15 protein-coding genes are annotated in these 14754 nt (G+C 72.2%); 13 read left to right on the forward strand and 2 right to left on the reverse strand.

Annotated features, from left to right (window positions below):
• The first annotated feature begins 136 nt into the window (after positions 1–136).
• The 6 genes from leuC to KM842_RS03565 all read left to right on the forward strand — a co-directional run bounded on the left by leuC (position 137) and on the right by KM842_RS03565 (position 6701).
• Positions 137–1588 carry a 3-isopropylmalate dehydratase large subunit gene (gene leuC, locus KM842_RS03540; protein ID WP_216260986.1) on the forward strand — a complete coding sequence of 484 codons (1452 nt, stop codon included), beginning with the start codon at positions 137–139 and terminating at the stop codon, positions 1586–1588.
• Positions 1588–2184: a 3-isopropylmalate dehydratase small subunit gene (gene leuD / locus KM842_RS03545; protein ID WP_216260987.1), complete on the forward strand. Its 597-nt coding sequence runs from the start codon at positions 1588–1590 to the stop codon at positions 2182–2184. Before leuC ends, leuD begins: the two co-directional genes overlap by 1 nt.
• Entirely contained in the window at positions 2184–3551 is a 1368-nt protein-coding gene (murA, locus tag KM842_RS03550) for a UDP-N-acetylglucosamine 1-carboxyvinyltransferase (protein ID WP_216260989.1), read from the forward strand. The genes leuD and murA overlap by 1 nt, the downstream gene beginning before the upstream one ends.
• A gap of 46 nt (positions 3552–3597) precedes the next feature.
• A complete protein-coding gene (locus KM842_RS03555; protein ID WP_253206232.1) occupies positions 3598–4428 on the forward strand; it encodes a lysophospholipid acyltransferase family protein in 831 nt (276 codons plus the stop codon).
• A gap of 106 nt (positions 4429–4534) precedes the next feature.
• Positions 4535–5548, forward strand: a complete 1014-nt coding sequence (locus KM842_RS03560) for an NAD(P)H-dependent glycerol-3-phosphate dehydrogenase (protein WP_216262034.1) — start codon at positions 4535–4537, stop codon at positions 5546–5548.
• 31 nt (positions 5549–5579) lie between these two features.
• Entirely contained in the window at positions 5580–6701 is a 1122-nt protein-coding gene (locus KM842_RS03565) for a D-alanine--D-alanine ligase family protein (protein ID WP_216260991.1), read from the forward strand.
• Between the two features lie 55 nt (positions 6702–6756).
• Here KM842_RS03565 and KM842_RS03570 read toward each other — a convergent pair whose 3' ends face one another.
• On the reverse strand, positions 6757–7239 hold the full coding sequence (locus tag KM842_RS03570) for a DUF3515 family protein (RefSeq protein ID WP_216260993.1): 483 nt from the start codon (positions 7237–7239) through the stop codon (positions 6757–6759).
• Positions 7240–7263: 24 nt separating this feature from the next.
• Between KM842_RS03570 and thiL the strand changes: the two genes are divergently transcribed.
• Positions 7264–8343 carry a thiamine-phosphate kinase gene (thiL, locus tag KM842_RS03575; protein WP_216260995.1) on the forward strand — a complete coding sequence of 360 codons (1080 nt, stop codon included), beginning with the start codon at positions 7264–7266 and terminating at the stop codon, positions 8341–8343.
• Positions 8344–8503: 160 nt separating this feature from the next.
• Here the strand turns inward: thiL and KM842_RS03580 are convergent, their stop codons facing one another.
• Positions 8504–9067, reverse strand: a complete 564-nt coding sequence (locus KM842_RS03580) for an RsmD family RNA methyltransferase (protein WP_216260997.1) — start codon at positions 9065–9067, stop codon at positions 8504–8506.
• Positions 9068–9232: 165 nt separating this feature from the next.
• On the opposite strand from KM842_RS03580, the gene KM842_RS03585 reads away from it, so the two are divergent.
• The 6 genes from KM842_RS03585 to mutM all read left to right on the forward strand — a co-directional run bounded on the left by KM842_RS03585 (position 9233) and on the right by mutM (position 14717).
• Entirely contained in the window at positions 9233–11437 is a 2205-nt protein-coding gene (locus KM842_RS03585; RefSeq protein ID WP_216262035.1) for an ATP-dependent DNA helicase RecG, read from the forward strand.
• A gap of 37 nt (positions 11438–11474) precedes the next feature.
• Entirely contained in the window at positions 11475–11963 is a 489-nt protein-coding gene (gene coaD / locus KM842_RS03590; protein WP_216261000.1) for a pantetheine-phosphate adenylyltransferase, read from the forward strand.
• 71 nt (positions 11964–12034) lie between these two features.
• Positions 12035–12625, forward strand: coding sequence for a YceD family protein (locus tag KM842_RS03595; protein WP_367397707.1), 591 nt, complete (start codon positions 12035–12037; stop codon positions 12623–12625).
• A 47-nt stretch (positions 12626–12672) separates the two neighbouring features.
• On the forward strand, positions 12673–12876 hold the full coding sequence (gene rpmF, locus KM842_RS03600) for a 50S ribosomal protein L32 (protein WP_022905230.1): 204 nt from the start codon (positions 12673–12675) through the stop codon (positions 12874–12876).
• Positions 12877–12889: 13 nt separating this feature from the next.
• The gene (gene rnc / locus KM842_RS03605; protein ID WP_216261009.1) at positions 12890–13621 is read left to right on the forward strand and encodes a ribonuclease III; all 732 of its coding nucleotides are present in this window, start codon (positions 12890–12892) and stop codon (positions 13619–13621) included.
• A gap of 4 nt (positions 13622–13625) precedes the next feature.
• Complete coding sequence (mutM, locus tag KM842_RS03610) at positions 13626–14717, forward strand: bifunctional DNA-formamidopyrimidine glycosylase/DNA-(apurinic or apyrimidinic site) lyase (protein ID WP_216261011.1); 1092 nt, start codon at positions 13626–13628, stop codon at positions 14715–14717.
• The last annotated feature ends 37 nt before the right edge of the window (positions 14718–14754 follow it).

The raw sequence follows: 14754 nt of genomic DNA on the forward strand, positions 1-14754 counted from the left end.
ATCCTCTCACCGCGACGGGTGTCATCGAGGCGGGGCGGGCCTCCCGGCGGCTGCCCTCGATTGGTATACCAACCTGCTAGAGTGCCTGCAGCGCGTCGCGACAGCGGCGCCGGAACCGGAACGAGGAGGCACGGGCATGGGGAAGACGCTCGCCGAGAAGGTGTGGGACGACCACGTCGTCGTCAAGGGTGAGGACGGCAACCCGGACCTCCTCTACATCGACCTCCACCTCGTGCACGAGGTCACGAGTCCGCAGGCCTTCGACGGGCTGCGCCAGGCCGGACGTCCGGTCCGCCGGCTCGACCTGACCATCGCGACCGAGGACCACAACACCCCGACCCTCGCCATCGACCGGCCGATCGCCGACCCGACCAGCCGCACGCAGATCGAGACGCTCCGCCGCAACTGCGAGGAGTTCGGCGTCCGCCTGCACTCGCTGGGCGACAAGGAGCAGGGCATCGTCCACGTGGTCGGTCCGCAGCTCGGCCTGACGATGCCCGGCATCACGGTCGTGTGCGGCGACTCGCACACCTCGACGCACGGGGCGTTCGGCGCGATGGCGTTCGGCATCGGCACGAGCGAGGTCGAGCACGTCCTCGCGACGCAGACGCTGCCGCTCAAGCCGTTCAAGACGATGGCGGTCACGGTCGAGGGCACGCTCCGACCGGGCGTCACCGCGAAGGACATCATCCTGGCCGTCATCGCGCAGATCGGCACCGGCGGCGGGCAGGGCTACGTGCTCGAGTACCGCGGCTCGGCGATCCGGGCGCTCTCGATGGAGGGCCGGATGACGATCTGCAACATGTCGATCGAGGCCGGCGCCCGTGCGGGCATGGTCGCGCCCGACCAGACGACGTACGACTACGTGCAGGGCCGCGACCACGCACCGACCGGCGCGGACTGGGACGAGGCCGTCGCCCACTGGGACACCCTCGCCACCGACGAGGACGCGGTCTTCGACGCCGAGGTCTTCATCGACGCGGACACCCTCGAGCCGTTCGTCACGTGGGGCACCAACCCCGGGCAGGGCGTCTCGCTGTCCGAGTCGGTGCCGTCGCCCGACGACTTCGCCGACCCGAACGACCGCGCCGCGGCGTCACGCGCGCTGGAGTACATGGACATCGCGGCCGGCACCCCGATGAAGGACATCGCCGTCGACGCGGTGTTCATGGGCTCCTGCACGAACTCCCGCATCGAGGACCTGCGCGCCTTCGCATCGGTCATCCGGGGCCGCACGAAGGCCGAGGGTGTCCGGGTCATGGTCGTGCCCGGTTCCGCCCGCGTCCGGCTCGAGGCCGAGGCCGAGGGGCTCGACAAGGTCTTCACGGACTTCGGCGCCGAGTGGCGGTTCGCCGGCTGCTCGATGTGCCTCGGGATGAACCCCGACCAGCTCGCACCGGGGGAGCGCTGCGCCTCCACCTCGAACCGCAACTTCGAGGGTCGGCAGGGCAAGGGCGGCCGCACCCACCTGGTCTCGCCGCTCGTCGCCGCGGCCACCGCTGTCCGCGGAACGCTCTCGAGTCCGTGGGACCTGGAAGAGGACGATGCTCGCCTGGCCGTGCCGGCCACCGCCGGAGGGAACCACTGATGGACAAGACCACCACCGTCACCGGGATCGCCGCGCCGCTCAAGCGCTCGAACGTGGACACCGACCAGATCATCCCGGCGGTCTACCTCAAGCGCGTGACGAAGACCGGGTTCGAGGACGCGCTCTTCTCCGGGTGGCGCCAGGACCCCGAGTTCGTACTGAACCAGCCGGCGTACCAGGGCGCGCGCGTGCTGGTCGCCGGACCCGACTTCGGCACCGGGTCGTCCCGCGAGCACGCCGTCTGGGCACTGCGCGACTTCGGCTTCCAGGTGGTCGTGTCACCCCGTTTCGCGGACATCTTCAAGGGGAACGCCGGCAAGCAGGGACTCGTGACCGCGATGGTCTCCGAGCCCGACATCGAGCGGATGTGGGCGATCATCGAGGCCCAGCCGGGCATCGAGGCGACCGTCGACCTGGCGACACAGCGCGTGTCGATCGGCGACATGGACGTGGCTTTCGAGATCGACGCCTACACTCGTTGGCGGTTGATGGAAGGGCTCGACGACATCGGGCTCACCCTCCGTGACGAGACCTCGATCACGGAGTTCGAATCCCGCCGCTCCAGTTGGCGGCCGAAGACATTGCCGGTGAAGTAGTGAACTCTCTCGTACAGGACGCAGCAGCTGCAGGGGCGCGCGTCGGGTTGAAGTCGGACGAGATCGTCATCCGCGGGGGCAAGCCCCTCGTGGGGCGCATCGAGGTCCGCGGTGCGAAGAACCTGGCGACCAAGGCCATGGTGGCGGCGCTCCTCGGCGACACCCCGTCGATCCTCAAGGACGTCCCGGACATCTCCGACGTGAAGGTCGTCCGCGGCCTGCTCGAGGTGCACGGCGTCCGCGTGACCGACCCCGCCCGTGGCGAGCTCATCCTCGACCCGTCGCGGGTCGAGACGGCGCACTTCGCCGAGATCGACGCGCACGCGGGCTCCAGCCGCATCCCGATCCTGTTCTGCGGCCCGCTGCTGCACAAGCTCGGCGAGGCGTTCATCCCCGACCTCGGCGGCTGCCGCATCGGCGACCGTCCGATCGACTTCCACCTCGACGCACTGCGCGCCATGGGTGCGGTCGTCGACAAGCAGGTGTCGGGCATCCACATCACCGCCCCGAACGGCCTCAAGGGCGCGAACATCGAGCTGCCCTACCCGAGCGTCGGCGCGACCGAGCAGGTCCTGCTCTCGTCCGTCCTCGCCGAGGGCACCACCGAGCTGCGCAACGCCGCGATCGAGCCCGAGATCATGGACCTCATCGCGATCCTGCAGAAGATGGGCGCGATCGTCACGGTCGAGCCGAGCCGCACGATCTTCATCGAGGGCGTCAAGTCGCTCCGCGGCTACACGCACCGCGCGATCAACGACCGCAACGAGGCCGCGAGCTGGGCCTCCGCCGCGCTGGCCACCAACGGCGACATCTTCGTCGAGGGCGCCAAGCAGCAGGAGCTCATGACGTTCCTCAACGTCTTCCGGAAGGTCGGCGGCGGATTCGACATCCAGGAGGACGGGATCCGGTTCTACCGTGAGCTCGAGGTCCTCAAGCCCGTCGTCATCGAGACCGACGTGCACCCCGGCTTCATGACGGACTGGCAGCAGCCGCTCGTCGTCGCCCTCACGCAGGCCGAGGGCCAGAGCGTCGTGCACGAGACCGTGTACGAGAACCGCTTCGGCTTCACGGACGCCCTGAACGAGATGGGTGCCGACATCGTCGTGCACAAGGAGGGCATCCCCGGTCACGACCGTCGCGTCGCCCGGCGCCCGTTCGAGCAGGCCGCGGTCATCACCGGCCCGACGAAGCTGCACGGTGCCAACGTCCGCGTCCCCGACCTCCGCGGTGGCTTCAGCCACCTCATCGCGGCGCTGACCGCCGAGGGCGAGTCGCACATCACGAACGTCGGCATCATCAGCCGCGGGTACGAGCACTTCATCCCGAAGCTCCGCAAGCTCGGCGCGGACTTCGATTTCGCCGGCTGACGTGGCGGACCAGGACGACCACGGCGGCACCGGTGACGGTGCCGCCGTGGCACGACCGACGACCGGACCCGACGCGCTGGAACTGCCGCAGGTGGGACGACCCGGCGAGGTCCGCACGGGCCTCCCGGTCCCCGGCCGCCGGTGGCGGCGGGGCGAGCTGAACCGGGCGTTCCGCATCACGGGGTCCGTCGTGATCCCGACGATCCGGTTCGCCTCCGGCTACCGCTGGCACGGCCCGAACCGGCTGCCGGAGGCGGGCGCGTTCGTCCTCGCTCCGAACCACTACACGAACATCGACCCGCTCGTCGTCGGGACGACCGTGTGGCTGCACCGTCGGTCTCCGCGCTTCCTCGCGAAGGCGTCGCTCTTCCGCGTGCCGGTGTTCGGCAAGCTGATGAGCGGCATGGGGCAGATCCCCGTCGAGCGGAACGGTCGGACGCGTCTCAACGACCCGCTCAAGGGCGGCAAGGGACTCGTGTCGACCGGTGGTGCGGTCATCGTCTACCCCGAGGGCACGCTCACGCGCGACCCGGACCTGTGGCCGATGCGCGGCAAGACCGGTGCGGCCCGGATCGCGCTCGAGAACGACGTGCCGCTCATCCCGATGGCCCACTGGGGCACGCAGCGGATCATGGCGCGCTACGGCAAGAAGCTGCGGCTGTTCCCGCCCGCGAAGGTCGACATCGTCTACGGCGAGCCGCTCGACCTGTCGAAGTGGCGCGGCCGGCCCGTCGACCAGCAGGCCCTCACCGAGGTGACGGCGCTGCTCATGGACCGCATCACCGCGCTCCTCGAGGGGCTCCGGGGTGAGCAGGCACCCGCCGAGCGTTGGGACCCCGCCGCCAAGCAGCAGAAGGAGACCGGCAAGTTTGAGTGACGCAGCCGACCGGACGACCGCCCCGGGCCTCCGCCCACACGACGACCACCCGGACCCGTCCGTCGCCGCTCGCGGGGCCGTCGACACGGCAGCGATCCGCGTCGTCATGCAGTCGACGGACAAGCCGCGCGTCGCCGTCATCGGAGCGGGCAGCTGGGGGACCACGTTCGCCAAGGTGCTCGCCGAGGGCGGGGCCGAGACCGTGCTGTGGGCGCGCCGACCCGAGGTCGCGCGCGAGATCACCGAGACGAAGCGGAACTCGGACTACCTGCCCGGGATCAACCTGCCCCGCACCTTGACCGCGTCCACGTCGCTGGCCGCGGTGCTGTCCGGTGCCGAGCAGGTGTACGTCTCGGTGCCGTCGCAGACGCTGCGCTCGAACCTCGAGGCAATCCGGGCGCTCCTGCCCGCCGATGTCCCGGTCGTGAGCCTCATGAAGGGCGTCGAGAAGACCACCGGGCTGCGGATGAGCGAGGTGCTGCTCGAGGGCCTGGCGATCGACCAGGACCGCATCGCCGTCGCGAGCGGGCCGAACCTGGCGCTCGAGATCGCCCGTCGTCAGCCGACCGCCGCCGTCGTGTCCTCGTCGAGCGCCGACACCGCCACCGCGGTCGCCGCCGTCGCCACGAACCCGTACTTCCGGTCGTTCATCAACACCGACGTCATCGGCACCGAGTTCGGCGGGGTGCTCAAGAACCTCATCGCCGTCGCGATCGGCATCGTCGACGGCGTGGGCTACGGCGAGAACACCAAGGCCTCGATCATCACCCGCGGTCTCGCTGAGATGACAGAGTTCGCGGTGTCGCTCGGCGCGCAGCCCTCGACGCTGTCGGGTCTCGCCGGGCTCGGGGACCTCATCGCCACGTGCCAGTCGCCGCTGTCGCGCAACAACACCGCCGGGCGGCTGCTCGGGCAGGGGTACCGCTTCGACGAGGTCGTCCGGCAGATGAACCAGACCGCGGAGGGGCTCGCCTCGGTCGCGCCGATCCTCGAACTGGCCCGGGCGAACGGCGTCGACATGCCCATCGTCGGGCAGGTGGGCGAGGTCCTCGCCGGTAGGCTCGATCCGCGCAACATCGCGCCGCACCTCACGGAGACCGACGAGCCCCAGGGCGAGTGACCGGTCCCGGTACCCACCGCTTGGAGCGTCCATGAGCAGCACCGCGCCCGCCCCCGCCGGCATCGTCCCCGGCCGTACGAGGGTCGCCGTGCTGTTCGGCGGTCGGTCGAGCGAGCACGAGATCAGCTGCGTGACCGCCGGCGGCATCATGGACGCCGTCGACCGGTCCCGGTACGACCTGGTCCCGGTCGGCATCACGAAGGACGGCGCGTTCACGCTCCAGCCGGACGACCCGGAGGCGTGGACGCTCCGCGGCCAGGAGCTGCCGACCGTCGCCGACAACGGCTCACGCGTCCGGTTCCCGGTGTCGGCGGACTCCCGCGAACTGCTCGTCGAACGACCCGACGGCTCGGTCGAGTCCCTCGGCGAGGTCGACGTCGTGTTCCCGATCCTGCACGGTCCGTTCGGTGAGGACGGCACGATCCAGGGTCTCCTCGAGACGGCGGGGCTGCCCTACGTCGGCGACGGCGTCCTCGCCAGTGCGCTCGCGATGGACAAGCACGTCGCCAAGGCCGTCCTCGAGCACGCCGGGCTGCGGGTCGCCCCGTGGACGACGGTCCTCCGCCGGCAGTGGCAGGCCGACCCGGTCGACGTCGCCGAGTCCGTCGCCGCACACGGGTTCCCGCTGTTCGTGAAGCCCGCGCGGGCGGGTTCGAGCATGGGCGTCTCGCGCGTCGACGAGCCCGCGCAGCTCGGGGCCGCGATGGACCTGGCGTTCGAGCACGACACGAAGGTGATCGTCGAGCCGCGCGTCATCGGGCGCGAGGTCGAGGTCGCCGTGCTCGAGAGCCGTGACGGTGTCCCGCGCACGAGCCTGCCCGGGGAGATCGTCGTCGCTGAGGACGGCTTCTACGACTTCGCCGCGAAGTACCTGGGCGGCGACGAGCAGCTGCTCTGCCCGGCGCCCCTGACCGAGTCCGAGACCGACGCGATCCGGTCCATCGGGGCGCGGGCGTTCGAGGCCATCGGCGGCGCCGGGCTCGCGCGGGTGGACTGCTTCCTGACCGACGACGGGTTCGTCGTGAACGAGGTCAACACCATGCCGGGCTTCACGCCGTTCTCGATGTACCCGCGGTGCTGGGCGGCGTCGGGGCTGAGCTACCCGGAGCTCGTGGCGGAGCTCATCGAGCTGGGGCGCACGGCGGTCCGCTGACGCCGGACCGGCGCCACAGTCCGCTGAACGGGTGGCGACGGTCGCCGGGTCCGGCTCAGCTGACGTCCTGCGGGTCGAGGCACCGGTGCCCGTCCTCCGGCAGCGTCGAGACCGCGGCGTCGAGCGTCTGCAGGGCGTCCGACGTCGCCCGTGAGGTGTCGATGACCACCTGCACCGCGGGCGTGCGCCCGAACGTCGTGTAGACGACCTGCTTCCCGCGGTCGTCGCGGATCCAGTCGACGGACCCCTTCGAGAAGCACGGCAGGTCGGACACCGTCGGGACGGCGACACCGCAGTGGTAGACCACGGCCGAGGGGGAGCCCCACGCCGCGGTCGACTGGGCGGAGGTGTTCCGCAGCGCGAGCGTGCCACCGAGGGTCGCGGGCAGCCGGACCTGGGCACTCGCGCACGCTGCGGCGTTCGCCGAGGGAGCGGGCTGCATGCGGACCGCGTTCGTGCACCCGGACAGACCGGCGACGACGGCGGCCGCGGCGAGCACGGACGCGATGAGGCGGGGTCGTCGGCGCAGGGTGTCCATCGGCGTCCAGGCTACCGTTCTCGTGTGGACGCGACGCACGAGGACGAGCACGGGACCGCTGCTGCAGGGGAGACGGTGGGCGAGCTCGGCGAACTGGCCGTGCTCGAGCGCGTGACCCGTCGGCTGCCGTCCGGGTCGCCGCTCCTCGGCCCCGGGGACGACTGCGCCGTGGTCGCCGCCCCCGACGGACGCTTCGTCGTCACGACCGACATGATGGTCCACGGGCCCGACTTCCGGTGGGCCTGGTCGTCGCCCGAGGACGTCGGCTGGAAGGCCGCCGCGACGAACCTGTCCGACGTCGCGGCGATGGGCGCGGTGCCGTCCGGCCTGGTCGTCGCCATCGCCGCACCCCGGTCGACGCCGGTCGCCGTGCTCGAGGGCGTCGCCGACGGGTTCCGGCTGGCGTGCGCCGCACTCGCACCGGACTGCGGGGTCGTCGGCGGGGACCTGTCGACCTCGGCGACGTTCTCGCTGACCGTGACCGCGTTCGGTGACCTCGAGGGGCGGGCGCCGGTGGTGCGGTCCGGGGCGCAGGGCGGCGACGTCCTGGCCGTCTCCGGGGAACTCGGTCCCGCCGCACGCGGTCTGGCGCGGTTGTTCCGGGACGGCGTCGGCGCGGACGGGGAGCCGAGCGCCGCACGGGTCGTCGCGTCCGGCGCGGACACCGACCCGGACGTCGCCCGCCAGCGTCGGCCGGTACCGCCGATCGCGGACGGCCCGCTCGCCGCGGCGGCCGGGGCGACCGCGATGCTCGACCTGTCCGACGGCCTGGCGATCGACGCCGGTCGACTCGCACGCGCCAGCGGGGTGACCCTCGAACTCGACGGTGCACCGGACGGGACAGCACTGGACGGGGCGGTGCCGGACGGAACGGCGCTGCACGGCGGCGAGGACCACGGACTGCTGGCGACCTTCCCGGCCGGGACGCGCCTCCCGGGTGGGTTCCGCCGCATCGGCATGGTGCGGGACCGCCTGCCGAGTGGTGGACCGGGCGGCGGGGCGGACGGCGGAGCGGCGTCCGGGATCGACGTCGTGCGGGGTGGCGTCCCGGTGCCGACGACGGGATGGGATCCCTACGCGGACTGGGACGGCGCCGCCGGCTGAGGCGCGGACCGGGACGACCCGTACGGCCCGGACGACCCGTACGATCCACACGGCCCGGACGGGCCGCGAGGGACGCGGCCCGGACGGGGCGCGAGGGACGCGAGGGACGCGCCCCGGGTCCGACGTCGTCGTGCCCGGGCGGCCGTGCCCAAGACCCGGGTCAGACGGTGTCGGCCACGGCCTCCCAGGCGACGGTGTCGCCCCACGAGCGCTTGCTGAACGGCGTCAGGCCCGCCGGCCAGGTCGGTTCCGGCGACCGCGTCCCACGTTCGACGACGACGACGGCGTCGGCGGTGAGGCGGGACACGAGCGCGTCGAGCACGTCGGTGAGTTCGGACTCGGCGACCTCGTACGGCGGGTCGATGAAGACGAGGTCGAACGTCTTGGCGGTCCCGCGCAGGTACCCGAGCGCGGGTTGCGCGTGCACGTCGATGCGGACGCCCGGCAGTCGTCGTTGCACGGCCCTGGCGTTCTCGCGGCACGCCGCCGCCGCGGGGGCGGCGCGGTCGACGAGGGAGACCTCCACCGCACCGCGGGACGCGGCCTCGAGCCCGAGGGCACCCGTGCCGGCGTAGAGGTCGGCCACCGAGGTGTCGTCGATCAGCCCGCGCGACTCGAGCGACGAGAAGAGCGCCTCGCGCACGCGGTCGCTCGTCGGCCGGGTGCCGGACTTCGGCACCCGGAGCGTCGTGGAGCCGGCGGCGCCGGCGATGATGCGGGTCATGCAGCCACCGTAGCGGGCCGCGGGACCGCTCCCACGGTTCTCCACAGGCCTCCGGGAGGCCCGTGGCACGTCGGACGCGCCGGGTACCGTTGGCGTGTGGCCACCTCCAGCACCGACGCCGCTCCGACCGCCCCGGACACGCCCGGCGACACGACCCCTGCCGACGTGCAGTGGGGCCCGGCGCCGCTCGACGTCCGGCTGGCCAACGTCCTCGGCGGCCGGACCGCGAAGGCGCTCGAGAAGGCCTTCGGGTACCGCACGGTGGGGGAGTTCCTCGAGCACGCGCCGCGCCGGTACGCCGAGCGCGGGGCACTGACGGCCCTCGACTCGCTCGCGATCGGGGAACCGGTGACGATCGTCGCCGAGGTGGTCGAGGTCCGTGAGCGCACGATGCGTGCCCGCCGCGGATCGATCCTCGAGGCCAAGATCGGCGACGGCAAGGGGCTGCTGACCCTGACGTTCTTCAACCAGGGGTGGCGCACGAAGGACCTCGTGCCGGGCGCCCGCGGGATCTTCGCCGGCAAGGTCGGCGACTACCGGGGTGCCCGGCAGCTGGCCCACCCCGACTACGAGCTGTTCGACCGCGACGACCCGCGCGCGACGGCGGACCCCGGATCCGACGAGGCACTCCGGTGGTCGCGGCAGCCGATCCCGATCTACCCCGCCACGGCCTCGCTGTCCTCGTGGCAGATCGCCAAGGCGATGGCGGTCGTCCTCGACACGCTGCCCGACGTGGCCGACCCGATCCCCGCCTCCGCCCGGACGCGGCTCGACCTCGTGCCGTTCCGCCGCGCGCTCGAACTGCTGCACCGTCCCGAGAAGGTGGCGGACTTCAAGCGCGCGCAGGACGCACTTCGCTACCGCGAGGCCTTCGTGCTGCAGACCGCCCTGGTGCAGCGGCGGATCGCGGCCCGGGCGACGGCGTCCGTGGCCCGGGTCGCCGCGCCCGGCGGGATCCTCGAACGGTTCGACGCCACCCTGCCCTTCACCCTGACCGACGACCAGCGTGCGGTGGGGGCGGAGATCGCGCAGGACGTGGCGGGCACGTGGCCCATGCACCGACTCGTGCAGGGCGAGGTGGGTTCCGGCAAGACCCTCGTCGCGATCCGGGCGATGCTCACCGTGGCCGAGTCGGGCGGCCAGTCCGCGCTGATCGCCCCGACCGAGGTCCTGGCGGCGCAGCACCTGCGGTCGATCGTGAAGTTCCTCGGACCCGACCTGGCCGCGGAGCTCCGCCCGGTGATCCTGACCGGGTCGCAGTCCACCGACGAACGACGGCGGGCGCTGCTCGCGGCGGCCTCCGGTGGGTCACGGCTCGTCGTCGGCACGCACGCACTGCTCGGCGACCGCGTCGACTTCGCCGAGCTCGGCCTGGTCGTCGTCGACGAACAGCACCGGTTCGGCGTCGAACAGCGCGAGGCGCTCCGCACGAAGGGCGCGACCCCGCCGCACGTGCTCGTGCTCACCGCGACGCCGATCCCGCGCACGGTCGCGATGACGGTGTTCGGCGACCTCGACGTGTCGACCATCTCGGGCATGCCGTCCGGACGCGCCGGCGTCGAGACGTTCACCGTCGGACTCGCGGAGCACCCGGGCTGGGAGTCGCGCATCTGGTCGCGCATGGCCGAGGAGCTCGGCCAGGGCCGGCAGGCGTTCGTCGTGTGCCCGGCGATCGACGACGCCCACGGCGAGGACGACGGTGCGCCCGGCGCCGACGACACCGCCGCGGCCGAGGACGGGGACGTTCCGGCCCGGAAGCCCGCGACGGTCCTCGCCACCGCCGAGCGGATGCGGACGATGCCGGTGCTCGCCGACCGGCGCGTCGAGGTCCTGCACGGCCGCATGACGGCGGAGGAGAAGGACCGCGTGATGACGTCCTTCGCCGACGGCGCGGTCGACGTACTCGTCGCCACGACGGTCATCGAGGTCGGCGTCGACGTGCCGAACGCGTCGATGATGGCGGTGCTGGACGCGGACCGGTTCGGTGTCTCCCAGCTCCACCAGCTGCGCGGGCGCATCGGCCGCGGCCAGTACGCGGGCGTGTGCCTCCTCGTGACCCACGCCGAGGCCGAGACCGTGTCCCGCGAGCGGGTCGACGCGGTGGCGGCGTCGGACGACGGCTTCGAGCTCGCCCGGGTCGACCTCGAACTCCGGCGCGAGGGCGACGTGCTCGGCGAACGGCAGTCGGGCGGTCGGTCGTCCCTCACGCTGCTGCGCGTCGTCCAGCACGCCGACGTGATCGTGGACGCGCGACAGGAAGCCGAACGGGTCCTCGAGCACGACCCGGACCTCTCCGGCAGCCCCGAGCTCCGGGACGCGCTGGCCCGTCGCCTCGACGAGTCCGACGCCGCCTTCCTGGGCAAGAACTAGCGCCGCGCCGCCGGACGGTCCCGGTAGGGTCGCAGCCATGCCGAAGATCGCCGTCGTGCCCGGTTCGTTCGATCCCGTCACCCTGGGGCACCTCGACGTCATCGCCCGTGCCGCCGAGCTCTTCGACGAGGTCCACGTCCTCGTCGTGCACAACCCCGACAAGCAGACGGCCATGTTCGACGCCGCACGGCGGGTCCGCATGATCGAGGAGTCCCTCGTCGAGGTCGGCGTGCCCGGACGGGTCGTCGTGGGCGAGTGGACCGCGGGGCTGCTGGTCGACTACTGCCGGCAGGTCGGGTCGACCATCCTGGTCAAGGGCGTGCGGTCGGGGGAGGACGTCGCGTACGAGACGCCCATGGCGATCATGAACCGGCACCTCGCGGGCGTCGAGACGGTGTTCCTCCTGCCGGACGCCGCACGGGCGCACGTGTCGAGCTCGCTCATCCGCCAGGTCTCGGCCCTGGGCGGGGACGTCACGCCGTACGTGCCGGCGACCGTGGCCCGCGCGCTCGCCGAACAGCGCTGAGGGCCGCGACCGGTCCGCGACACGCGTCGGGTGCTCGACTCCCCGGCCCGGGCGCGCTAGGCTGGTTGATCGTGTCTTCCTCCGTGAACAGCCCCTACGCCCTGCGTGTGCGTGACCTCGCGCACCGGCCGGGCGACATGCGCGAGGTCTCGCTCGACATCACGGTGCCCAGCACCCTCGGCGCCGGTCTCATCGCCGTGCGCGAGGGTGACCAGATGCACCTCGACGTGAAGCTCGAGGGCCTGCACGAGGGCGTCCTGGTCTCCGGACACGCTCGGGCCGAGGCGACGGGGGAGTGCTCGCGCTGCCTCATCGACATCAGCGAGCTCGTCGAGGTCGAATTCGCGGAACTGTTCGCGTATGATGCCTCGGAGGAATTCGACTACCAGGTTCACGACGACCACGTGGATTGTGAACCGGTCGTCCGAGACGCGGTGGTGCTGTCGCTGCCGTTCCAGCCGGTCTGCCGACCGGACTGCCCAGGACTCGACCCGGTGACGGGTGAGCGTCTGGCGGACGTCGGCGAACGGCCGGCACCGTCGGTCACCGATCCCCGTTGGGCTGCGCTCGGCGGGATCCAGTTCGACAGCAGCGAGCACCAGAACACCTCTGACCAGACCTCCGTGGACGAGCAGCGAGCACCGGCCGACCAGGCCGAGTGACCGCCACCGCCCACGACTGACCACCGACCAACCGAAAGAGAACCACCATGGCCGTTCCCAAGCGCAAGCAGTCCCGTGCCAACACGCACGCCCGTCGTTCGCAGTGGAAGGCCGCGCCGGTCCAGCTCGTGAAGACGATCGAGAACGGCAAGGTCACTTACAGCCTCCCGCACCGCGCGAAGGTCGTCGAGGACTCCGCCGGCACGCCCCTGTACATGGAGTACAAGGGCCGCAAGGTCGCCGACGTCTGATCGGACACTGCACATGACTGCGACGTCCGGCGCCGCGGGGTCCCGCCCCGTGGGGTCGGACGTCGTTCGTCTGCGCGACCTCCTCGGTGTCCCGGTGGAGCTGGAACTCCTCCAGCTCGCCCTCACCCACCGCTCCTACGCCTACGAGCACGGCGGCATCCGGCACAACGAGCGCCTCGAGTTCCTCGGCGACTCGATCCTCGGCCAGGCCGTGACGGTCAAGCTCTTCCGGGACTACCCGGAGCTCGACGAGGGTGAGCTCGCCAAGCGGCGCGCCAGCCTGGTGTCGACGGTCGCCCTCGCCGAGATCGGGCGGAACATCGGCCTCGGCGCCTACCTCCGGCTCGGCAAGGGCGAGGAGCAGACCGGCGGTCGCGACAAGTCGTCGATCCTGGCCGACACCGTCGAGGCCGTGATCGGTGCGACGTACCTGTCCGCCGGCCCGGACGCAGCCACCGACCTCGTGCTGCGCCTCGTCGCACCGCTGTTGGTGGACCCGGCGCGCTTCGGTGCGGCCATGGACCCGAAGACCAGCCTGCAGGAGCTGGCGTCCTCGCTGTCCCTCGGCAACCCGGCCTACCGGATCACCGAAGAGGGACCGGACCACGACAAGACCTTCCACGCGACGGTCGTGCTGCAGGGCGAGGACGTCGCCACCGGCACCGGGACGAGCAAGAAGACCGCCGAGATGTCCGCGGCGCTCGACGCCTGGACCCGGCTGTCCGGACGCACCACCGAGGCCTGACCGGGTGCCCGAACTCCCCGAGGTCGAGGTCGTCCGCGCGGGCCTCGAACCGGCCGTCACCGGCGCGACGATCCTGGCGGTCTACGTCCTCGACGAGCGCGCCCTCACCCGGCACGACGGTCCCGCCGAGGACTTCGCTCACCGTCTGACCGGTCGGACCGTGTCCGCCGCCGTCCGCCGTGGCAAGTTCATGTGGTTCCCGCTCGGACCTGCCACCGACGGCACGCATCCGCACGACCCGCACCCGCACGACCCGCAGCAGGCCGACCCGCACGGCACGCGCCCGTCCGTCCCGCACCCGCAGGTGCCGCAGCAGGCCGACCCGCACCCTGCTGTCGACGACGCCCGCCCCGAGGCACTCGTCGCGCACCTCGGCATGAGCGGCCAGATCCTCCTCGGCCGCGACCGCCCGGCCGCCCGGCACCGTCGCATCGTCCTCGACGTGCAACCCCGCGGCACGGACCGTGACGGTGCACCCGAGCCGCCCGTCCAGCTCGAGTTCGTCGACCAGCGCACGTTCGGCTCGATGGCGATCGACCGGATGCTGCCCACCGTCGACGGCGCGCCGGCCGGATCCGCCGGAGCGATCGACGTCGCCGACCCGGACGCCGCGTGGCGCCGGACGATCCCGTTCCAGGTGTCGCACATCGCCCGCGACCCGCTCGACCCGGCGTTCGACGACGACCGCTTCATCGCGGCCGCCCGGAAGCGCTCGAGCGGCATCAAGCGGGTCCTCCTCGACCAGGGCGTCGTCAGCGGCATCGGGAACATCTACGCCGACGAGTCGCTGTGGGCGGCGCGCCTGCACTTCGACCGACCGGCGGACCGGCTGCCCCGGGCGACGCTGCGGCTGCTCCTCGACGAGGTCCGCGCGGTGCTGCGCCGTGCCCTCGACGACGGCGGCACGAGCTTCGACGCGCAGTACGTCAACGTGAACGGGCAGTCCGGCTACTTCTCGCAGCGCCTCGCCGTGTACGGACAGCAGGGGAAGCCGTGCCCCCGCTGCGGGACCCCGATCGTCCGCGAGGCCTTCATGAACCGGTCGAGCCACCGCTGCCCCGTGTGCCAGCCCGCCCCGCGGGTCCGGCTGCGTTAGCCTGCCCCCAGCAGCGCGCGAGCAGCCCACCGGAGAC

It is taken from the genome of Curtobacterium sp. L6-1 (assembly GCF_018885305.1).
GTDB lineage: Bacteria > Actinomycetota > Actinomycetes > Actinomycetales > Microbacteriaceae > Curtobacterium > Curtobacterium aetherium.